Raw genomic sequence first — 18,028 nt, forward strand, 5'->3', positions numbered from 1 at the left:
GTTGACAGCCGCAGCCCATTTCCCCCACCCTTTCACTACTTAATTAGTGGAATGGCTCAGGGGGGCGGGATGCGGCCGATGGCCATGGACCAGGTGACCGGCCGGGCTTCGGGGCGTACGGCCGTCGAGGCGGTCGGCCTCGGCAAGCGGTACCGCCGCCGCTGGGCGCTGCGCGACTGCACCTTCCGGCTGCCGGCCGGCCGCATCTGCGCACTGGTCGGGCCCAACGGCGCGGGCAAGAGCACCCTGCTCTCGCTCGTCTCCGGGCTGGCCCGCCCCCGCGAAGGGGCCGTACGGGTCTGGGGCGAGTCCCCGGCCGCCGCCCCGGCCCGCGTCCGGGTCGCCCACCTCACCCAGGACAAGCCCCTCTACCCCCGGCTGACGGTCGCCGAGACCCTGCGGCTGGGCCGCGCACTCAACCCCGGCCGCTGGAGCGGGCGGTGCGCCGAACGGATCGTCCGGGACGGCCACCTTCCCCTCGACGCCCGGGTCGGCACCCTCTCCGGCGGCCGGCGCACCCGGCTCGCGCTCGCCCTCGCCTTCGCCCGGCGCCCCGAACTTCTGCTGCTCGACGAGCCGTTCGCCGGTCTCGACCCGCTCGCACGGCACCGGCTCACCGCACTGCTGCTGGCCCAGGCCGCCGAGCACGGCACCACGGTCGTGCTGTCCTCGGACCTGCTCGCCGAACTCGACGGGGTCTGTGACCACCTGCTGGTGCTGGGCGGCGGCCGGGTGCGGCTCGCGGGCGAGGTCGATGACGTCATCGGGGCGCACGCCCTGGTGATGGGGCAGCGCCGGGGCGAGGCGCTGCCGCCCGGGGTCGCCAGCGAGGCGCTGCCGCCCGAGATCGCCGCGCATCCGGTCGTCGAGGCACAGCTGTCGGGGCGTCAGTTCACCGCGGTCGTACGGCGGAAGGGCCCGGTCGCCGCCGGGCCCTGGGAGGCCGCCGAGCCGTCCCTGGAGGAACTCCTGCTCGCCTATCTGCGCGCGCCCGGCGTGCCCGATCTGATCGCACCGAGCGCGGAACCGGCCCCGGCGCCGCAGCGCCGCCGGCCCGGCCACAAGCCCGGCATCCCCGGCATGCCGCGCAACGGACCGCCCGGCCCGCCAGGCCGGCGCAACACCTGGAAGAACCCGCCGGACGGCCCGGCACGCACACGGCACACCCATCACAGCGGCAAGGGAGCGGCGGCATGACCACCACAGCACACCTCGGGGCGAACGGGACCGGACCCGTCACGGGCGGTCCCGGCGCGGGCCGGGAGCCGGGTGGCCGCGGACGGCTGCGCGGTCTCGTCTGGCTGGTCTGGCGGCAGCACCGGCTGTTCTTCGGCCTGCTGCTCGCCGCCGTGGTCGGCGGCGCGGCCTGGTGCGTGGTGCTGCGCGGCCGGATGGCCGGGTTCATCGCGTCCCACCACATCGACGGCTGCTCGCTGATCTCCCTCGTCCCGCGCTGCGACGGTACCCAGGAGGCGGTCACCGAATTCCGCGGCACCTACGGCTGGGCCCTGCAACTCGCCGAGATGGGGCTGCTGTTGCTGCCCGTGCTGATCGGCCTGTTCCTCGGCGCACCGCTGATCGCCCGCGAGCTGGAGGCCGGCACCCACCAGCTCGTGCTGACCCAGTCGGTCGGCCCGCTGCGCTGGCTGGCGGCGAAGGCCGCACTGCCCGCGCTGGTCGTGCTGAGCGGTGTCACGGCGCTCTCGGCGGTGTTCACCTGGCTGTGGCAGGCCGCGGGCGACGAGGTCTCCGGCGCCTACTGGTACTCGACCGTCGACTTCGCCGTCCTCGGCCCGGTGCCGGTCGCCTACGCGCTGCTGGGCCTGGCGGTCGGGGTGCTGGCCGGTCTGCTGCTGCGCCGTACGGTGTCGGCCATGGGCGTGACGCTGGGCGCCATGATCCTGACCCCGTTCGTGCTGAAGCAGGTCAGGCCGTATCTGATGCCGATCAGGACCGCCGAGTTCGGGCCCAAGGAGTCCGCCCAGCTGCCGGACAACGCCTGGCTGGTGGGGCAGGGGTACTACACCCGCTCCGGCGCCCATCTGCCCGACACCCTCTGCGATTCCTTCGGCGACATGGAGCCCTGCCTGCGCGCACGGGGCGCGGTCGGCCAGTACATGGACTACCAGCCGGCGTCGCACCACTGGCCGCTGGCGTGGATCGAGAGCGGCCTCGTGCTCGCTCTGGCGGCCGTGCTGACGATGATCGCCTTCCGGGTGATGCGGCGTCGGCACGGCTGAAAAGCGGCCGGGGGAGTCCGGAGGCGGACCTGAGGGGCGATCCTTGATCGCCCCTCTTGGCTATTCCCGGACCCCTGGCTCGTCGTCGCATTCGCCGTGGCATTCGCCGTGGCATACGACGTGGTGTTCGCCGTGGCATTCCGTGCTCCGGCAATTCCAGCTCCGGTGGGGGGAGGGAAAGGCGAGGAATCGGCGCCCCATGGCCACCGGCCCGTACCGTGCGGCCGTGAACCGGCAGCGATGCCGGGGCCTCCCCGGAAGGGCAGCCCCCGGCCGCCACGGCTCGCCCAACCCGAAGCGCCGCAGAACACGGACTCCGGACGCCCCGGCCGCATTCCCCTGCCGGAGCCCGCAGCGCACCGGACCACATTCCACCGGACCACATTCCACCGAACCGAATTCCCCACCCGCCTTCCCGCCCGAATTCCCCGGCCTCGCCACTCCCCGTTCCTTGATCAGAAAAGCCGGAAAGTTCTCCCGCCCCACCACACGTGTTACAAAGACAACCCAGGGGGAATCACAAGGGACGCGGCCCGCCGTGCGGCCTCCGGTCCCGGACTCCCCGCCTCGCCGCCCCGGCGTGGCAGCGGGCCCGGCCGGTCCGGACACCCCTGGGGGCAACACCCCGCTTGCCTGTCCGCCATATCCGCGTTACCGGCGATTCAACGTCGCTTGCGAGCATCGCTGAATGCAGCCCGCTGTGCCGAACGTCCCGAACCCGAGGCTCCATCTCGCGCCGCCACCTTCCGACGCGCCTGGAACCCCCGGAACGCGGAAGAATAAGGCCATGAACCAGCAGCCCAGCGCTCAGGCACAGGTCCAGCCCGAGGTGCCCCCCACGAAGCCCCCGCAGGCACCGGCCCCCTCGGCCCAGCCTTCCGTGGGCTCGATCGCTGCGCACCGCCCGCACGCGGTCCGGGGCACGGTGCCCGGCCTGGAGCCCGACCTGGACGCCGACCCCGACGCGTACGAGGACGAGGGCGTGGTGGGCGCGGACGGCGAGGAGCTGCCCAGCGGCCGGTTCCTGGACCGCGAGCGGAGCTGGCTGGCCTTCAACGAGCGGGTGCTGGAGCTGGCCGAGGACCCGGCCACCCCCCTCCTCGAACGGGCTAACTTCCTGGCGATTTTCGCCAGCAACCTGGACGAGTTCTTCATGGTCCGGGTCGCGGGACTGAAGCGCCGCATAGCCACGGGCGTCGCCACCCGCTCCGCGTCCGGGCTGCAGCCCCGTGAGGTGCTGGACCTCATCTGGACGCGCTCCCGCGAGCTCATGGCCCGGCATGCCGCCTGCTTCCAGCAGGACATCGCCCCGGAGCTGGCTGACCAGGGCATTCATCTGATCCGCTGGCCCGAGCTGACCGAGAAGGAGCAGGCCCGCCTGTTCACCCTCTTCCGTCAGCAGATCTTCCCGGTGCTGACGCCGCTGGCGGTGGACCCCGCGCACCCCTTCCCGTACATCTCCGGCCTCTCGCTGAACCTGGCCGTCGTCGTACGCAACCCGGTCAGCGGCCACGACCACTTCGCGCGGGTCAAGGTGCCGCCGCTGCTCTCCCGCTTCCTGGAGGCCTCCCCGCAGCGCTACGTCCCCATCGAGGACGTCATAGCGGCCCACCTGGAGGAGCTGTTCCCGGGCATGGAGGTGCGGGCGCACCACATGTTCCGGGTGACCCGCAACGAGGACCTGGAGGTCGAGGAGGACGACGCGGAGAACCTCCTCCAGGCGCTGGAGAAGGAGCTGATGCGGCGGCGCTTCGGGCCGCCGGTCCGTCTGGAGGTCGAGGAGTCCATCGACCCGGCCGTGCTCGATCTGCTGGTCCAGGAGCTGAAGATCTCCGACGCCGAGGTCTACCCGCTGCCCGGCCCGCTGGACCTGACCGGCCTCTTCGGGATCGGCGCGCTGGACCGGCCCGAGCTGAAGTACCCCAAGTTCGTGGCGGGCACCCACCGCGACCTCGCCGAAGTGGAGTCTGCCTCCGCACCGGACATCTTCGCCGCCCTGCGCTCCCGCGACGTCCTCCTCCACCACCCCTACGACTCCTTCTCCACCTCCGTGCAGGCCTTCCTGGAACAGGCCGCCGCCGACCCGGACGTGCTCGCGATCAAGCAGACGCTCTACCGCACCTCCGGTGACTCACCGATCGTGGACGCCCTGATAGACGCCGCGGAGTCCGGCAAGCAGGTCCTCGTCCTCGTCGAGATCAAGGCCCGCTTCGACGAGCAGGCCAACATCAAGTGGGCGCGCAAGCTGGAGGAGTCCGGCTGCCATGTCGTCTACGGCCTGGTCGGCCTCAAGACGCACTGCAAGCTCTCGCTCGTGGTCCGCCAGGAAGGCGAGATGCTGCGCCGCTACTCCCATGTGGGGACCGGCAACTACCACCCCAAGACGGCGCGGCTCTACGAGGATCTCGGGCTGCTGACCGCCGACCCCCAGGTCGGTGCCGACCTCTCCGACCTCTTCAACCGGCTCTCCGGCTACTCACGCCGCGAGACCTACCGCCGTCTCCTGGTCGCCCCCAAGTCCCTGCGGGACGGCCTGATCCAGCGGATCAACAAGGAGATCGCGAACCAGCGCGCGGGCCGGCCCGCCTACGTCCGCATGAAGGTCAACTCGATGGTCGACGAGGTCGTCGTCGACGCGCTCTACCGCGCCTCCCAGGCCGGTGTGCCGGTCGACATCTGGGTCCGCGGCATCTGCGCGCTCCGGCCCGGAGTCAGCGGCCTGAGCGAGACCATCCGGGTCCGCAGCATCCTCGGCCGCTTCCTCGAACACTCCCGGGTCTTCATCTTCGGCAACGGCGGGGAGCCCGAGGTGTGGCTGGGCAGCGCCGACATGATGCACCGGAATCTGGACCGCCGGATCGAGGCGCTGGTGCGGGTCACCGACCCGGCACACCGCGCCTCCCTCAACCGGCTGCTGGAGATGGGGACCTCGGACTCCACCTCGTCCTGGCATCTGGGCGAGAACGGTGACTGGACCCGGCAGGCGGTGGACGCGGACGGCGCGCCGCTGCGCAACGTACAGGAAATGCTCATTGACGCCCGGAGGCGCCGGCGTGGCCCAGCGACATGACCAGCCGACCGGAGGGCCGGCAGGTCTCATCGGAATCGGATACGAGCCCGGCCGGGCGCCCGGAGCCCGCTCCGCGGTGGTGGACGGGCCGTACGGCGGGCCCGACGGCACGTACGGGCCGGACGACGCCGCGTACGGACCGGTGACGGCCGCCCGCGCCGGCGACGACGGCGGCGACCGCGGCAGGGACGGCGACCGTGCCACGGACGGTGGCAGCGGACCCGGCGGCGACCGCGGACCCGGCGGCGAACCCGGCCCCGGTCCCGACACCGAGGACGGCCTCGGCTCCCGTACTGCCGACGAGGTGCTCGCCGCCTACCTGCACCAGCAGTCCGCGGACTTCCTGCGCAGTCTGCGGCTGCACCGGGAGAGCGGTTCGGATGCCGAGGGCGCCGGTGAGGCCGCCCGGCAGCTGCGCCGCGCCGCCCGCCGGATCAGCGCCACCCTGCACACCTTCCGGCCGCTGACCGAGGAGGACTGGGCCGACCAGCTCCGCTCCGAACTGGGCTGGCTGTCCGGCACCCTGGCCCGCGAACAGGCCTGCGCGGCCCGCCGTGAACGGCTGATGGCGGCCCTCCAGCGCCTCACCGGCCGCGGCCCCGAACGCGGCGACCGCCCCGGCCGGACCGAACGCCCCAAACGCGGCGACCGCCCGTCCAAGTCCCCGGCCACCACACAGGCGGCCACCCCCTCCTCTCCCTCCACCGACCCGGACCCCGACGGCGCGCTGTCGGCCGGTGCGGCGCGCGCCGGGGCGCTGCTGGACCGCCAGCTCACCCTCGCCCGCACCCGCGCTCACTCCGCCGCGCTGCAGGCCCTGGGCTCCTCCCGCTTCCACGCCGTCGCCGACTCCGTGGCGGTGCTCGCCTCCGAGGTGCCACTGGCCCCCAGGACCGCCGAGCTGGCGGCCGCCGAGGCCCTGCCGCCGCTCGCCGAGCAGGCGCACCGACGGCTCACGGAGGCGGTCGCCGCCCTCCCGCTGTCCCGCGCCGGCTACCCGTACAACGCCGCCGCGCTCGCCGCCGACCAGCGCCAGGACGCGCCCTGGCACCAGGTCCGGATGCTGGTGCGGCTCAGCCGCTACGCCCGCGAGCTGCTCGCACCGGAGACCGGAGATCTCCGGCTCGCGGAGGCCGGCCGGGCCCTGGAGTGGCACCGCGACGCCGCGGAGGCCGCCGCCGCAGCCGCCGCCGCGGCCCGCACCCCCCGTATCGCCCCCGCCACCGCCTACGCCCTGGGCGTGCTCCACGCCGACCAGCGGCACGAGGTCGAGGCGGCCCGCTTCGCCTTCGGCCGCGTCTGGCTGCCCCGGACCCCGGACCGCAAGGGCTGACGAGACACGGACCATGAACACGCGGACGGGAGACGGCCGGGACGGGGAGGATGGCCATGACGACCGCACGCAAAGGAGCGCCGAGGTGACCTCCCCCCAGAAGCCGGTACGGGCCGCGGGCTGCGTCCTGTGGCGCCGCGCGACGACGGACGAGGGGCTGGAGATCGCCCTGGTCCACCGGCCCAAGTACGACGACTGGTCGCACCCCAAGGGCAAGCTGAAGCGCGGCGAGGGCGCGCTGGCCGGAGCCGTACGCGAGGTGGCGGAGGAAACCGGCATGGACTGCCGCCCCGGCGCCCCCCTCCCCACGTCCTACTACTACGCCAACGGCCGCCCCAAGACGGTCCGTTACTGGGCCGCCGAGGCCCTCGCCGGCGCCTTCACCCCCAACACCGAAGTGGACCGCCTGGCCTGGCTCTCCCCCACAGAGGCCCGCCACCGCCTCACCCAGGAACGCGACCGGCCGCTGGTGGACGCGCTGTTGGCGGCGTTGCATGTGGCGTGAGGTCTGGCCCGTTGCTCAGTGGGCGCCGTCCGGTATTGAACGGATTGCTGTGGGTCAGGAACTCAGCACTTCCTTGAGGTGCATCCGGCATGCGTTCACAAACACCTCGCGTGCCTTCTTGAACGACACCCAGTCTTGTTCCTGGGTGTCGGCTCGCCCTAGACAACGAAGCTGTTCCACGAGGGCCTCAGCCTCTTTGTGGGGGCCAGTGGGTTCGACCGTGATCCGGTTGAAGGCGTCGCGCGTCACGGCGTAGGCCTCATCGCGCGCGGTGACGGCCGCTTCCGGCGTCTCGTAGCGCTCCTCAGCCTCCCAGTAGCACACGGACGATTCCTGGTCGGCCGCGCTCAGAAAGGCGGTGTAGGCGTCGAGTCGCGCCAGGTACAGCGTGAGAGTGGTGGGGGTGCTCATGACGTACTCCGAGCGTCCGAGAACTGGGACGCACTCACGCTACTTGGATGCGTCCCAGCCGGGAGAGATCCGCCAGATGTTTCTCTCTTGGAATGCGGTAGGGCGTCAGCAGTCAGTACCTGCGACGTACGGACTGCGGTACCGCACCGACCGATGCGGCGACATGATCGGGGGTGTCAACTGGCCCGACTCTTCGGTCGGGCCGCAGGCCGCATCTGGAGCGCAAGCGAGCTGCGGCGCGCAGGTTTCAAAGCTCGGACCGCAGTCCGGCAGGCAACTCGGGTCGCCACCGGTCGTGGCCTTCTCTGGGAAGGCGCGGGCCAGCTCCGCCCGCGCGCCTTGCATGGGCACGCCGCTGTAGATCTCCCGAATACTTCGCTCGTGCACGTTGCCGACGGGCATCCAGCGGGCGAACACGCATGGCCACACGTCTCCGGTCGGGGAAATGGCGAGCTTGTTCCGGCCACACCTGCCGCACAGCTTCTTGATGTCCGGGGCAGCGCCCTGTGAGGCCCGGCCGAATGGCCTGATGTTGTCGGTACGTACGTCACGCATCCCGATATCCAACAGTTCGCGACGTCCTTCCATGCCGCGCTGGCCCTCCAGAACATTGATCACGTTGCCGCGCATCGGGATGCCGAATGCCTTGGCACGGTCGATGTTGACTCGGGTGCGGTGCCGGGAACCGCGGTTCTCCGTCACGTCGTCGTGGTCGTCATCGCTATCGGAGTAGTAGCTGAAGGCCAGGCTGACGCCCGGCATCCGTAGTGCTTCCCACGCTTCTTCGGTGACGTGTGTGAGGTTGCTGAAGACCTCAACTTGCAGATGGCGGGCACGGGCGTGCCTGACGATCTCCGGGAAGTCCGGATGCAGGGTGGGTTCGCCGCCGATGAGCTGCCCGTGTTCGGTTCCGAGGGAGGCTAGTTCGTCGATGACACGAAACCAGTCGTCGAGCGCCATCGTGCCGTGGTCCCCCTGCGGAGACGAGTCGGCATAACAGTGCCGACAGTTGAGATTGCAGAAACCTGTGATTTCGAACCAGACGAATCGCGGGGTGAGTAACGACATGACATCTCCTGTGGTCTGTGCAGGGAGCAGCGGGGACGAGGCCCTTGTGGTTGGGGGTGGCAGTCGCTTTGCGGAGCCGGACGGCAGCCCGCCGCTGGCCGACTGCCCTCAGCTACGCGTGCGGGAATCTCTCACCGGAAGTCACCGTCCGTGTTCCGCTGTGCCCGCGTCCGAATGACCCGCAGTCCTGTGGCCTCCGAAGCGGGCCACACGCGCGGCCCATGTCGCAGCAGGTAGATGCCCTGGCTGATGTCGGTCACGATCGCCCGGCGGCCCTCGTATTCCACCTCGTCACCGACCTCGGGAAGGGGATTCACCGCGAGGCGCCTTCCTGCGTCCTCTTCCGCTCAGCAATCGCCCGGTCCAACTGGATGGCGTACAGCTCCACCTGGCCCGGGTCCATGACGAGCAAGGATGGTTCCGTGGCGCCGTCGCGGTGGTGGATGGTCACAGACAGCGCGGCCTGTTGGGCGCGGGAGTCGTAGGCGATGTCCCGCTGATCAATCGTGATGTGTGAGATCACAACGTGTCTCCTCCTCGGGGTCGGGGGGATGGCCTCGTCGGATCGTTCGCCAGGGGCGGACCTGGACGGGGCACGTGCATCAGAGTCGCGATCTGAGCGGTGCTGCTGAAAGGTCAGACTGATTACCCAACTTGGGTAACATCACTTGAGGTCATGGAGCAGCTACGATCCGTAGATCAGCATTCCGCTGGAGCGTGTCCGATGCCCGAGTCACCCCATCCGCCAGAACTTCCCGTCCGGCTCCTCACAGATCCGGAGATGATCGAGGCGTGTCGACTGCGCGATTTCACTCGCGTCTTCCGAATGGTCAAGAAGCATGCCGGGATCTATCCCTCGATGATCGCCAGGCGCTGCGATCTGACTCCGAGCCGTGTCGGCGAGGTCATGTCCGATAGGCGCAGGTTGCTGCACATGGACGTCGTCGAGCGCATCTCGGATGGCCTGCGGATTCCTGGGCACATGCTCGGACTTTCGTCACGTGCATGGGAGTCGCCGCCGGCACCTTACGCAACTGACCGAGAGCCTTCCTCGCGCCGGACTGAGCTGGCTCCCGTCGGCTCAGTGCCCACGCACGATGTAGAGGACACCCTTGCATCGGTCGCCTGCGCCAGCCCCAGTACATTGACTGCGCAAGCGCTCCGGTCATCCATCGAAGATTACTGGCGACGTGATGACGAACATGGCGGCGAAGCCCTGCGTCCGGCCGTTGTCGGGCAGCTTCGCTACGTCGAGAGCCTGCTCACGCGATGTCGCGGAGGCGGCGTCCGGCGTGAACTCCTGGGCGTGGCAGCTGAATTGTCACGACTTACTGGATGGACCTATTTCGACGCCCGTCAGTTCAGTCAAGCCCGCCTCTATTTCGGCCAGGCATTGGGGTTTGCGAAGGACGTTGACGACCGCCAGTTCATGGCCAACGTATTGGCCTGTATGAGCCTGCAAGCCACATACCAGGACCGACCGACGGATGCCCTTGCCCTGGCTGCCGCGGCTCAGGACCACGCACGGGCCAGTGGCACTCCCCGCGTGCTGTCCATGCTGTCAATGCGAGAGGCCTTCGCCCATGCCACCCTGGGCAGCCGCAGTGGGGCGCATGCAGCTATCGGTGAGGCGCACCGACAGTTCGAGCGGATCTCCGAAAGCGACTCCGACCCGTCGTGGGTGATGTACTTCGATGAGCACAAGCTCACCGTGGATACCGGTATCGCGCACGCCCAATTGGGCGAGGCGGGTGTTGCGGAACCCCTCATGGCCCAAGCGCTTCACCCGGAGCGCAGTACCAACCAGCGCGGTCGCGCCTTTCACGCAATCTGGCTGGCCCGTACGCAGCTTCAGCGGGGAAAATTAGAGCAGGCGTGTCACACGGCCGTGAATGCCCTCACCCCTGCCTCGGTGGTGACATCCGAACGGGTCACCGGACATCTGCGGGAATTCTCACTGCAGTTGACGCCATACCGCGCTGAACCTGCCGCAGTAGCCTTCGACTCGCAGTTGCGGCAGGTAGTTCCCTCGGGCGTCAGCGGATCGACTCTTCCATGAGGACATACAGCAGACCGACGAGCGAACCACTGCTGACGACCTCACGGCGGTCGATCATTCCGCGCACCCGCTCCAAGGGAACCCACTCGATACGGTCGGACTCGTTCTTCTCCGTGGGCGGGCCGATGTGCGTCGCGCCGTCTGCCCGGAACACGTAGTGCTGGGAGTCGGTGATTCCATTCGCCGGCTCCGCATAGATCAACGGCTTCATCGGGCCGGGACGCCAGCCGGTCTCCTCCTCCACCTCCCGAGCCGCTGCCTCCTCCGGCGTCTCGCCCGCCTCGATCAGCCCCATGGGCAACTCCCATGCCCAGGAGTCCGTGATGAACCGGTGCCGCCACATCATCAGGACTTCATGGCGTTCATTGACCACTGCGGCTACGGCCAGGTGACGCAGACGTACGACGTGATGCTCCCAACGTCGCCCATCCGGCTGTTCGACATCGACGAGGCACAGGTTCACCCACTGGTTGGTGTAGATCTGTCGTTCCCCATGGGTCTTCCACAGCATGGATGCCGCCCCTTCTCGCGTGGGGGCCAAGCATCTCAGAGGAGCCGCCCGCGAGCTGGGCAAGGGATTCCTCGTCGTATGACGTCACTCATGGACTCCGGTCCCTGCGAGACGAGTTCGGGCAACGGCAGGATTACCGGGCTGGAGAGTGGGTCAACGCGCTGAACGTGCGTGTGATGCGCGGTCGAGCGTGGCTGAGAACGGGGCGGGACCGCACCCGCCCCACCCCCCTCACCGCCTCCGCAGCGAAGGGTCCGTGATGGCCGGCGGCAGGTAGTAGCTGTCCTCCCGGTTGAGGTCGGTGCCCGGCGGGACGATGGTGTCGATGCGGTCCAGGATGTCCGTGCCGAGGGTGAGTTCCGACCCTGCCAGCATGCTGTCGAGCTGGTCGAGCGTGCGCGGGCCGATGATCACGGACGTCACGGCGGGGTGGCTCCGTACGAACGCGGTCGCCAGGTGCGGCAGCGACAGGCCCGCCTCCGCCGCGACCTGGGAGAGGGCGCGGACCGCCTCGGCCTTCCGGGCGTTCCCGGGGAGCGAGAGGTCGAACTTCCGGCTCTCCAGGCCGGCCCGGGAGCTGGCCGAGAGGTCCCGGCCGGACAGCCAGCCGGCGCTGAGCGGGCCCCAGGTCAGCACGCCCATGCCGTAGCGCTGCGCGGTCGGCAGCACCGCGTTCTCCACGCCGCGCGCCAGCATCGAGTACGGCGGCTGCTCGGTGCGGAAGCGGGAGTGGCCGCGGCGGTCGGCGGTCCACTGGGCCTCGACGATCTGCTCGGCGGGGAAGGTGGAGGAGCCGATGGCCCGCACCTTTCCGGCGCGTACCAGGTCGGAGAGCGCGGCGAGCGTCTCGTCGACATCGGTCGCCGGGTCGGGGCGGTGCATCTGGTAGAGGTCGATGTGGTCGGTGCCCAGACGGCGCAGACTGTCCTCCACCGCCCGCGCGAGCCAGCGCCGGGAACTGCCGCTGTGGTTGGCGTCCGTCCCCATGGAGCTGACGGCCTTCGTGGCCAGGACGACGTCCTCGCGGCGTCCCTTGAGCGCCTTGCCGACGATCTCCTCGGACTCCCCGGCGGCGTACACGTCCGCGGTGTCCACGAAGTTGATGCCGGCGTCCAGCGCACGGTGCACGATCCGTACGCAGTCGTCGTGATCGGTGTTGCCCCAGGCACCGAGCATCATCGCGCCGAGCGCGTACTCGCTGACCGAGATGCCGGTGCCGCCGAGGATTCTGCGCTGCATGAGGTGCTCCTTCTGCGAGGTGTCGGGGTCTCGGGGTCGTCCCGTACGGCGTCCCCGGGGGCGCCCCGGAGCGGACGCCGGGGGCGCCCCGGAGGCTTCCGGGCACCACCTTGCTGTCCGTACGGGGAGCGGACCAGGCCCGTCGCAACCTGGGCCGGCGGGAACCACCCAACCGGCCGTGCGCCGCATACTGGACCGATGCTGTACGCGGAAATCGAGATCAGCGCGTTCCTCAAGGCGCGCCGCGCGGCGCTCGACCCGGCCGACCTGGGCCTGCCCGGCGGGGTGAACCGGCGCCGGGTGCGCGGGCTGCGGCGCGAGGAGGTCGCCCAGCTCGCCGGCATCAGCGTCGACTACTACACCCGGATCGAGCAGGGCCGGGCACCCGCCATCTCCGACTCCGTCCTGGACGCCATCGCGCGGGCGCTGCGGCTGTCCGACGGCGAGGTGACGTATCTGCGCAACATCGCCGTGCCCCGGCGCCCCGCGGCGGACTCCTGCGCCGTCCCCGCGCGCGGGCGGACCGTACGCCCCGAGATCCAGCAGGTCCTGGACGCGATGGCGGACACCGTCCCGGCCATGGTGGTCGGCCGCGGGCTGGACATCCTGGCCTGGAACGCGCTGGGCGGGCGGATCGCCTTCGACCTGGAGGCGCTCGCCCCGGAACGGCGGAACACCGCGCTGCTGGTCTTCCTCGACCCGGCGGCGCGCGCCCTGCACCCGGACTGGGAGGCCAAGGCCGTGGAGGTGGTCGGCAACCTGCGTGCCGACAGCGGCCGGCACCCCGACGACCCGCGGATCTGCGAGGTGGTCAACGAACTCCTCGCCCACAGCCCGGACTTCCGGCGGATCTGGGAGACCCAGTCGGTGCACGAGTGCCTGCGCGGCACCAAGCGGATTCGGCACCCGCGGGTGGGCGAGCTCGTCGTCACCTTCGAGAGCTTCCGGCTGAGCACCGATCCGGACCAGGCGCTGGTGACGTACACGGCCCCGGGCGGCTCGGAGACGGAGCGGCGCATCCGGGAGCTGGGGGCGCCGGCGGAGGCGGCGCTCACCGCGTAGGCCGCGGCACCCGGCCTCACCTCCTGGGGGCCAGTGCCTCCCACCGCACGGTGACCTCGCCTTGACGGCGCCGCCGCGGGTCACCGGCCAGCGGCCAGTCCGCGCCCAGCGCCGCCACGGCGGCCCGCCAGCGTTGGCGGGCGCCCAGCGCGCCCAGCGGGGCGGCGGTGGCCCAGGCGCGGTCGAAGTCGCGGAGGAAGGCGTACACCGGCTCACCCGGCACATTGCGGTGGATCAGCGCTTTGGGGAGGCGTTCAGCCAGGTCAGAGGGGCTTTCCAGGGCGCTGAGGCGGGCGGCGAAGGTGACCGTGCGCGGGCCCTCGGGACCCAGCGCCACCCACACGTGCCGCCGCCCGATCTCGTCGCAGGTGCCCTCGACCAGCAGCCCGCCGGGCGCCAGCCGGGCACACAGCCGCCGCCACACGGCGGCCACCTCGTCCTCGTCGTACTGCCGCAGCACGTTCGCGGCCCGGATGAGAACCGGCGCCCGCGCCCCCCGGCCCGGCAGCGGCACCTCGAAGCCCCCGTGGACGAATTCCAGCCCCGGCCGCTCGTGGACCCGCGCGGCCGCGACCCGCGCCGGATCGATCTCGATGCCGACGACCCGGGCGTCCGGCCGGACGGTCCGGAGCCGGCCCAGCAGCTCGACCGCGGTCCAGGGGGCGGCGCCGTAGCCGAGGTCGACCGCGACGGGGTCGGCGGCGCGGCGCAGCAGGGCGCCGTGTTCCGCGGCGATCCAGCGGTCCATACGGCGCAGCCGGTTGGGGTTGGTGGTGCCGCGGGTGGCGTTTCCGACGGGTCGGGACGGTGCGGTCGCCGGGGCGGCGGCGGGGACGGAGGGGCGGCGGGCCATGCTCTTGAGAGTATGGGGTGGCCGCGGGCGCACGGTCCGCCGAGGTCCCGCGGGCCCCGCTTGGTCACGCTTTGGCAAAGTGCGCGGAGTGTGCGCCGGACGGAAATGGATGGCCGGGGTCTTTTGTTGGACGGGGTCGGAGGCGCGCCGCCCGCCCCGCCTAGGAGGTAGCCCGACGTGAGCCAATACGTGTCCCGGCTCCGCAGTCGTCCCCATGGCCAGTTCCCGGGCCAGGCCCGGCTGCGGCTGCCCGGCAGCGCCCGCCGCCCGCGCCGGGTGGCGATGCTCAGCGTGCACACCTCCCCGCTGCACCAGCCCGGCACCGGCGACGCCGGCGGCATGAACGTCTACATCGTCGAGCTGGCCAGGAAGCTCGCCTCGCTCAACATCGAGGTGGAGATCTTCACCCGCGCCACCACGGGCACCCTCCCGCCCGCCGTCGAGCTGGCCCCCGGCGTCCTCGTACGGCATGTGGACGCCGGCCCGTACGAGGGCCTGGCGAAGGAGGAGCTGCCCGCCCAGCTGTGCGCCTTCACCCACGGCGTGATGCAGGCCTGGGCCGGCCACCGCCCCGGCTACTACGACCTGGTGCACTCCCACTACTGGCTCTCCGGCCATGTCGGCTGGCTGGCCGGCGAACGATGGGGCGTCCCGCTGGTGCACGCCATGCACACCATGGCCAAGGTCAAGAACGCCGCGCTGGCCGTGGGGGACACCCCCGAGCCGGCCGCGCGCGTGATCGGCGAGACCCAGATCGTCCGGGCCGCGGACCGGCTGATAGCCAACACCGCCGAGGAGGCCGGCGAGCTGGCCCGGCATTACGAGGCCGAGCCGGGCAAGATCGCGGTGGTGCACCCCGGCGTCAACCTCGACCGCTTCCGGCCGGCCGGCGGCGACGTCGCCGCGAGCCGGGCCGCCGCCCGCGCCCGCCTGGGTCTGCCGCAGGACGCGGTCATCCCGCTCTTCGCCGGCCGCATACAGCCGCTGAAGGCCCCCGACATCCTGCTGCGCGCGGCCGCCGCCCTGGTGGCCGAGGACCCCTCGCTGCGCTCCCGTCTGGTGGTGCCCGTGGTCGGCGGGCCCAGCGGCAGCGGACTGACCAAGCCGGAGGGGCTGCAGAAGCTGGCCGCCCGGCTCGGCATCGCGGACCTGGTGCAGTTCCGCCCGCCGGTCGGCCAGGAACAGCTCGCCGACTGGTACCGCGCCGCCTCCGTGCTGGTCATGCCCTCGTACAGCGAGTCCTTCGGACTGGTCGCCATCGAGGCCCAGGCCTGCGGCACCCCGGTCGTCGCGGCCGCGGTCGGCGGGCTGCCGGTGGCGGTGCGCGACGGCGTCAGCGGCTTCCTCATCAGCGGCCACGACCCGGCCGACTACGCCCGCGCGCTCACCCGCTTCGTCGCGGACCCCGACCTGCCCGCCCGGATGGGCACCGACGCCGCCCGCCACGCCCAGTCCTTCGGCTGGGACACCGCCGCCGCGGCGACCGGCGACGTCTACACCGCCGCCATGCAGGAACACCGCCGTCACCTACGATCGCTCCATGGGTGACACGGGCGAGGAGCACGGTGTGAGCGGGACGACGGGGCAGGCCGGGACGCCCGCGCCCCCGGGGGCGGCCGCGCGGACCGTCGTCGAGGAGACCCTGAAGGACGCCGGCCTCGAATGGGAGTCCCCCTCCGAAGGCAGCTACGTCATCAAGCTCCCCGGCACTCGCAAGCTCTCCACGACCTGCTCGCTCATCGTCGGCCGGCACTCCCTCTCCGTGAACGCCTTCGTGGTCCGTCGCCCCGACGAGAACCACGAGGCCGTGCACCGCTGGCTCCTCGAACGCAACACCCGCCTCTACGGCGTCGGTTACGCGATCGACAAGCTCGGCGACATCTACCTCGTGGGCAAGCTCCCGCTGGCCGCCGTCACCCCCGACGAACTCGACCGCATCCTCGGCACGGTCCTGGAGAACGCCGACGGCAGCTTCAACACCCTGCTGGAGATGGGCTTCGCCACGGCCATCCGCAAGGAGTACGCCTGGCGGCTGTCCCGCGGCGAATCCACCCGCAACCTCGACGCCTTCGCGCATCTGACGCAGCGGCCTTCGGCCTAGCCGGGCGGGGAGGGAAGGGGCACCGGCTCGCCCGTCCCCGCCCCGGCCCCCGCGGTCGCCCCGGCCTCCCGTCCCCGCACCGGCACCTCCACGGACTCCGAGGGCTCCGACGGCTCCGACCGATCCCGCGCGCCTACACCCGCGCCTGCACCTGCGCCCGCACCTGCACCTGTGCCCGCGTCTGCACTCGCACCCGGCTGCCCCGCCCCCGGCCGCCCCGTCAGACCCCGCAGCAGCACCCCGTACCCCACCGCCGCCACCGTGCCCACGACCGCGCAGCCGCCCCACAACGCATCGGCGCCGTAGCGGTCGATCACCACACCGCCGAGCAGAGGGGCCGTCAGGGAGGCGACGGACCAGGAAAGCGAGTACATGCCCTGGTAGCGGCCGCGGCCGTGCAGCGGGGACAGCCGTACCACCAGGCCCATCTGGGTGGGGGAGTTGATGATCTCGCCCAGGGTCCAGACGGTGACGGCGACCGCGTACATGGCGACCGAACCGGCGAGCGCGGTCAGCCCGAAGCCGTAGCCCGCGAGCAGGGCGGAGCCGATGAGCAGCAGGGCCGGGCTGCGGTGTTCGATGAAGCGCGTCACGGGGATCTGGAGCAGCACCACGAGCACGCCGTTCAACCCGATGACCAGGCCGAAGTCGGTGCTGGAGAAGCCGTCCTGACCCATCGCCACGGGCATCGAGACGTAGGCCTGCTGGAAGAGCAGCGCGAGCAGCAGGTTGAGGCCGACGACGGTCATGAACCGGCCGTCGTGCAGGACGGTCCGCATGGAGACCGGCGCGGGGGCCGGACCGTCGCCGCCGTCCGCCCCGCCCTGCGCGCTCCCGGTGGGGCGCGATTCCGGCAGCTTCCGGTAGACGACCAGCGCGCAGGCCAGCACGAGCGCGGCCTCGCCGAGGAAGAGGGCCAGATAGCCGTGCTCGGCGATGAGTCCGGCGGCGGTGGAGGAGATGGCGAAGCCGAGGTTGATCGCCCAGTAGTTGAGCGAGAAGGCGCGGACCCGGTCCTCCGGGGCGACGATGTCCGCCATCATCGCCTGGACGGCGGGGCGGGAGGCGTTGCTCGCCATCCCGACCAGGCCCGCGACCAGCGCGATGGCGACCGGGTCCGTCATGAAGCCGAGCAGCGCCACGGACGCCGCCGTCGACAGCTGCGCGATCAGCATGGTGGGCCGCCGCCCGAGCCGGTCGGCCATCACCCCGGCACCCACGGACGAGATCACCCCGCCCAGCCCGTGCAGCGCGGCCACCAGCCCCGCGTACGAGGCGGAGTAGCCGCGCTCGACGGTCAGGTAGAGGGCGAGGAAGGTGGCGACGAAGGCGCCCAGCCGGTTGATCAGGGTGCTGGTCCACAGCCACCAGAACTGCCGGGGGAGGCCGGAGACGCTCTCCACGGCGGCCCGCCGGAGACCGGACCGCCTGGTGGGTCCGGAGGGTCCGGAGGGTCCGGAAGCGGGTCCGGAAGTGGATGCGGACATGACAGTTCCCCCGTCGAGTGGCGTGGCGGTGCGGTGGTGGCAGGGATACGGGCGGGCGGCCGCGCCGTGTGGTGGAAGGACGGGCGCGG

17 protein-coding genes are annotated in these 18,028 nt (G+C 71.3%); 9 read left to right on the forward strand and 8 right to left on the reverse strand.

Translation table 11 applies throughout. The features are described from left to right. Positions 1-78 precede the first annotated feature (78 nt). The 5 genes from ACWC9R_RS19090 to ACWC9R_RS19110 all read left to right on the forward strand — a co-directional run bounded on the left by ACWC9R_RS19090 (position 79) and on the right by ACWC9R_RS19110 (position 7,148). Positions 79-1,197, forward strand: coding sequence for an ABC transporter ATP-binding protein (locus tag ACWC9R_RS19090; protein ID WP_450732988.1), 1,119 nt, complete (start codon positions 79-81; stop codon positions 1,195-1,197). Beyond that, the gene (locus ACWC9R_RS19095; protein WP_450732929.1) at positions 1,194-2,240 is read left to right on the forward strand and encodes an ABC transporter permease; all 1,047 of its coding nucleotides are present in this window, start codon (positions 1,194-1,196) and stop codon (positions 2,238-2,240) included. Before ACWC9R_RS19090 ends, ACWC9R_RS19095 begins: the two co-directional genes overlap by 4 nt. Positions 2,241-3,027: 787 nt before the next feature. Beyond that, positions 3,028-5,310: an RNA degradosome polyphosphate kinase gene (locus tag ACWC9R_RS19100; protein ID WP_450732931.1), complete on the forward strand. Its 2,283-nt coding sequence runs from the start codon at positions 3,028-3,030 to the stop codon at positions 5,308-5,310. Beyond that, on the forward strand, positions 5,273-6,643 hold the full coding sequence (locus ACWC9R_RS19105) for a CHAD domain-containing protein (protein WP_450732933.1): 1,371 nt from the start codon (positions 5,273-5,275) through the stop codon (positions 6,641-6,643). The genes ACWC9R_RS19100 and ACWC9R_RS19105 overlap by 38 nt, the downstream gene beginning before the upstream one ends. A gap of 85 nt (positions 6,644-6,728) precedes the next feature. After that, positions 6,729-7,148 (forward strand): NUDIX hydrolase, encoded by a 420-nt coding sequence (locus tag ACWC9R_RS19110; protein WP_450732934.1) that lies wholly within the window; start codon positions 6,729-6,731, stop codon positions 7,146-7,148. 54 nt (positions 7,149-7,202) lie between these two features. On the opposite strand, the gene ACWC9R_RS19115 is transcribed toward ACWC9R_RS19110, so the two are convergent. The 4 genes from ACWC9R_RS19115 to ACWC9R_RS19130 form a co-directional block, all read right to left on the reverse strand. Continuing rightward, a complete protein-coding gene (locus tag ACWC9R_RS19115; protein WP_450732936.1) occupies positions 7,203-7,559 on the reverse strand; it encodes a hypothetical protein in 357 nt (118 codons plus the stop codon). 105 nt (positions 7,560-7,664) lie between these two features. After that, entirely contained in the window at positions 7,665-8,627 is a 963-nt protein-coding gene (locus ACWC9R_RS19120) for a radical SAM/SPASM domain-containing protein (RefSeq protein WP_450732938.1), read from the reverse strand. 131 nt (positions 8,628-8,758) lie between these two features. Further along, entirely contained in the window at positions 8,759-8,944 is a 186-nt protein-coding gene (locus ACWC9R_RS19125) for a hypothetical protein (RefSeq protein ID WP_450732940.1), read from the reverse strand. After that, entirely contained in the window at positions 8,941-9,150 is a 210-nt protein-coding gene (locus ACWC9R_RS19130; RefSeq protein ID WP_450732942.1) for a hypothetical protein, read from the reverse strand. Before ACWC9R_RS19130 ends, ACWC9R_RS19125 begins: the two co-directional genes overlap by 4 nt. A gap of 201 nt (positions 9,151-9,351) precedes the next feature. Here ACWC9R_RS19130 and ACWC9R_RS19135 point away from each other — a divergent pair, with 201 nt between their 5' ends. Beyond that, positions 9,352-10,686 carry a hypothetical protein gene (locus tag ACWC9R_RS19135; RefSeq protein ID WP_450732944.1) on the forward strand — a complete coding sequence of 445 codons (1,335 nt, stop codon included), beginning with the start codon at positions 9,352-9,354 and terminating at the stop codon, positions 10,684-10,686. Here ACWC9R_RS19135 and ACWC9R_RS19140 read toward each other — a convergent pair. Together ACWC9R_RS19140 and ACWC9R_RS19145 are read right to left on the reverse strand one after the other, a co-directional pair. Continuing rightward, the gene (locus tag ACWC9R_RS19140) at positions 10,664-11,197 is read right to left on the reverse strand and encodes an NUDIX domain-containing protein (RefSeq protein WP_393366652.1); all 534 of its coding nucleotides are present in this window, start codon (positions 11,195-11,197) and stop codon (positions 10,664-10,666) included. The two genes, ACWC9R_RS19135 and ACWC9R_RS19140, sit on opposite strands and share 23 nt — an antisense overlap. A gap of 231 nt (positions 11,198-11,428) precedes the next feature. Continuing rightward, entirely contained in the window at positions 11,429-12,436 is a 1,008-nt protein-coding gene (locus ACWC9R_RS19145) for an aldo/keto reductase (RefSeq protein ID WP_450732946.1), read from the reverse strand. A 198-nt stretch (positions 12,437-12,634) separates the two neighbouring features. On the opposite strand from ACWC9R_RS19145, the gene ACWC9R_RS19150 reads away from it, so the two are divergent. After that, positions 12,635-13,498, forward strand: coding sequence for a helix-turn-helix transcriptional regulator (locus ACWC9R_RS19150; RefSeq protein WP_450732948.1), 864 nt, complete (start codon positions 12,635-12,637; stop codon positions 13,496-13,498). 16 nt (positions 13,499-13,514) lie between these two features. Here the strand turns inward: ACWC9R_RS19150 and ACWC9R_RS19155 are convergent, their stop codons facing one another. After that, entirely contained in the window at positions 13,515-14,351 is an 837-nt protein-coding gene (locus ACWC9R_RS19155) for a class I SAM-dependent methyltransferase (protein WP_450732950.1), read from the reverse strand. 177 nt (positions 14,352-14,528) lie between these two features. Between ACWC9R_RS19155 and mshA the strand changes: the two genes are divergently transcribed. Both mshA and ACWC9R_RS19165 read left to right on the forward strand, forming a co-directional pair. Further along, positions 14,529-15,899, forward strand: a complete 1,371-nt coding sequence (mshA, locus tag ACWC9R_RS19160) for a D-inositol-3-phosphate glycosyltransferase (RefSeq protein ID WP_450732952.1) — start codon at positions 14,529-14,531, stop codon at positions 15,897-15,899. After that, on the forward strand, positions 15,892-16,452 hold the full coding sequence (locus ACWC9R_RS19165) for a YbjN domain-containing protein (RefSeq protein ID WP_450732954.1): 561 nt from the start codon (positions 15,892-15,894) through the stop codon (positions 16,450-16,452). The genes mshA and ACWC9R_RS19165 overlap by 8 nt, the downstream gene beginning before the upstream one ends. Here ACWC9R_RS19165 and ACWC9R_RS19170 read toward each other — a convergent pair. Then, on the reverse strand, positions 16,449-17,939 hold the full coding sequence (locus ACWC9R_RS19170; protein WP_450732956.1) for an MDR family MFS transporter: 1,491 nt from the start codon (positions 17,937-17,939) through the stop codon (positions 16,449-16,451). The genes ACWC9R_RS19165 and ACWC9R_RS19170 overlap by 4 nt on opposite strands. Positions 17,940-18,028: the final 89 nt, after the last annotated feature.

Source organism: Streptomyces sp. NPDC001219, from assembly GCF_053597915.1.

What these genes read in the sequence shown, in the direction of transcription:
- ACWC9R_RS19150 (WP_450732948.1), top strand. Translation starts at nt 12,635, where the DNA reads ATGCTGTACGCGGAAATCGAGATCAGCGCGTTCCTCAAGGCGCGCCGC.
- ACWC9R_RS19095 (WP_450732929.1), top strand. Translation starts at nt 1,194, where the DNA reads ATGACCACCACAGCACACCTCGGGGCGAACGGGACCGGACCCGTCACG.
- ACWC9R_RS19115 (WP_450732936.1), bottom strand. Translation starts at nt 7,559, where the DNA reads ATGAGCACCCCCACCACTCTCACGCTGTACCTGGCGCGACTCGACGCC.
- ACWC9R_RS19135 (WP_450732944.1), top strand. Translation starts at nt 9,352, where the DNA reads ATGCCCGAGTCACCCCATCCGCCAGAACTTCCCGTCCGGCTCCTCACA.
- ACWC9R_RS19120 (WP_450732938.1), bottom strand. Translation starts at nt 8,627, where the DNA reads ATGTCGTTACTCACCCCGCGATTCGTCTGGTTCGAAATCACAGGTTTC.
- ACWC9R_RS19140 (WP_393366652.1), bottom strand. Translation starts at nt 11,197, where the DNA reads ATGCTGTGGAAGACCCATGGGGAACGACAGATCTACACCAACCAGTGG.
- ACWC9R_RS19100 (WP_450732931.1), top strand. Translation starts at nt 3,028, where the DNA reads ATGAACCAGCAGCCCAGCGCTCAGGCACAGGTCCAGCCCGAGGTGCCC.
- ACWC9R_RS19170 (WP_450732956.1), bottom strand. Translation starts at nt 17,939, where the DNA reads ATGTCCGCATCCACTTCCGGACCCGCTTCCGGACCCTCCGGACCCTCC.
- ACWC9R_RS19090 (WP_450732988.1), top strand. Translation starts at nt 79, where the DNA reads ATGGCCATGGACCAGGTGACCGGCCGGGCTTCGGGGCGTACGGCCGTC.
- ACWC9R_RS19155 (WP_450732950.1), bottom strand. Translation starts at nt 14,351, where the DNA reads ATGGCCCGCCGCCCCTCCGTCCCCGCCGCCGCCCCGGCGACCGCACCG.
- ACWC9R_RS19165 (WP_450732954.1), top strand. Translation starts at nt 15,892, where the DNA reads ATGGGTGACACGGGCGAGGAGCACGGTGTGAGCGGGACGACGGGGCAG.
- ACWC9R_RS19145 (WP_450732946.1), bottom strand. Translation starts at nt 12,436, where the DNA reads ATGCAGCGCAGAATCCTCGGCGGCACCGGCATCTCGGTCAGCGAGTAC.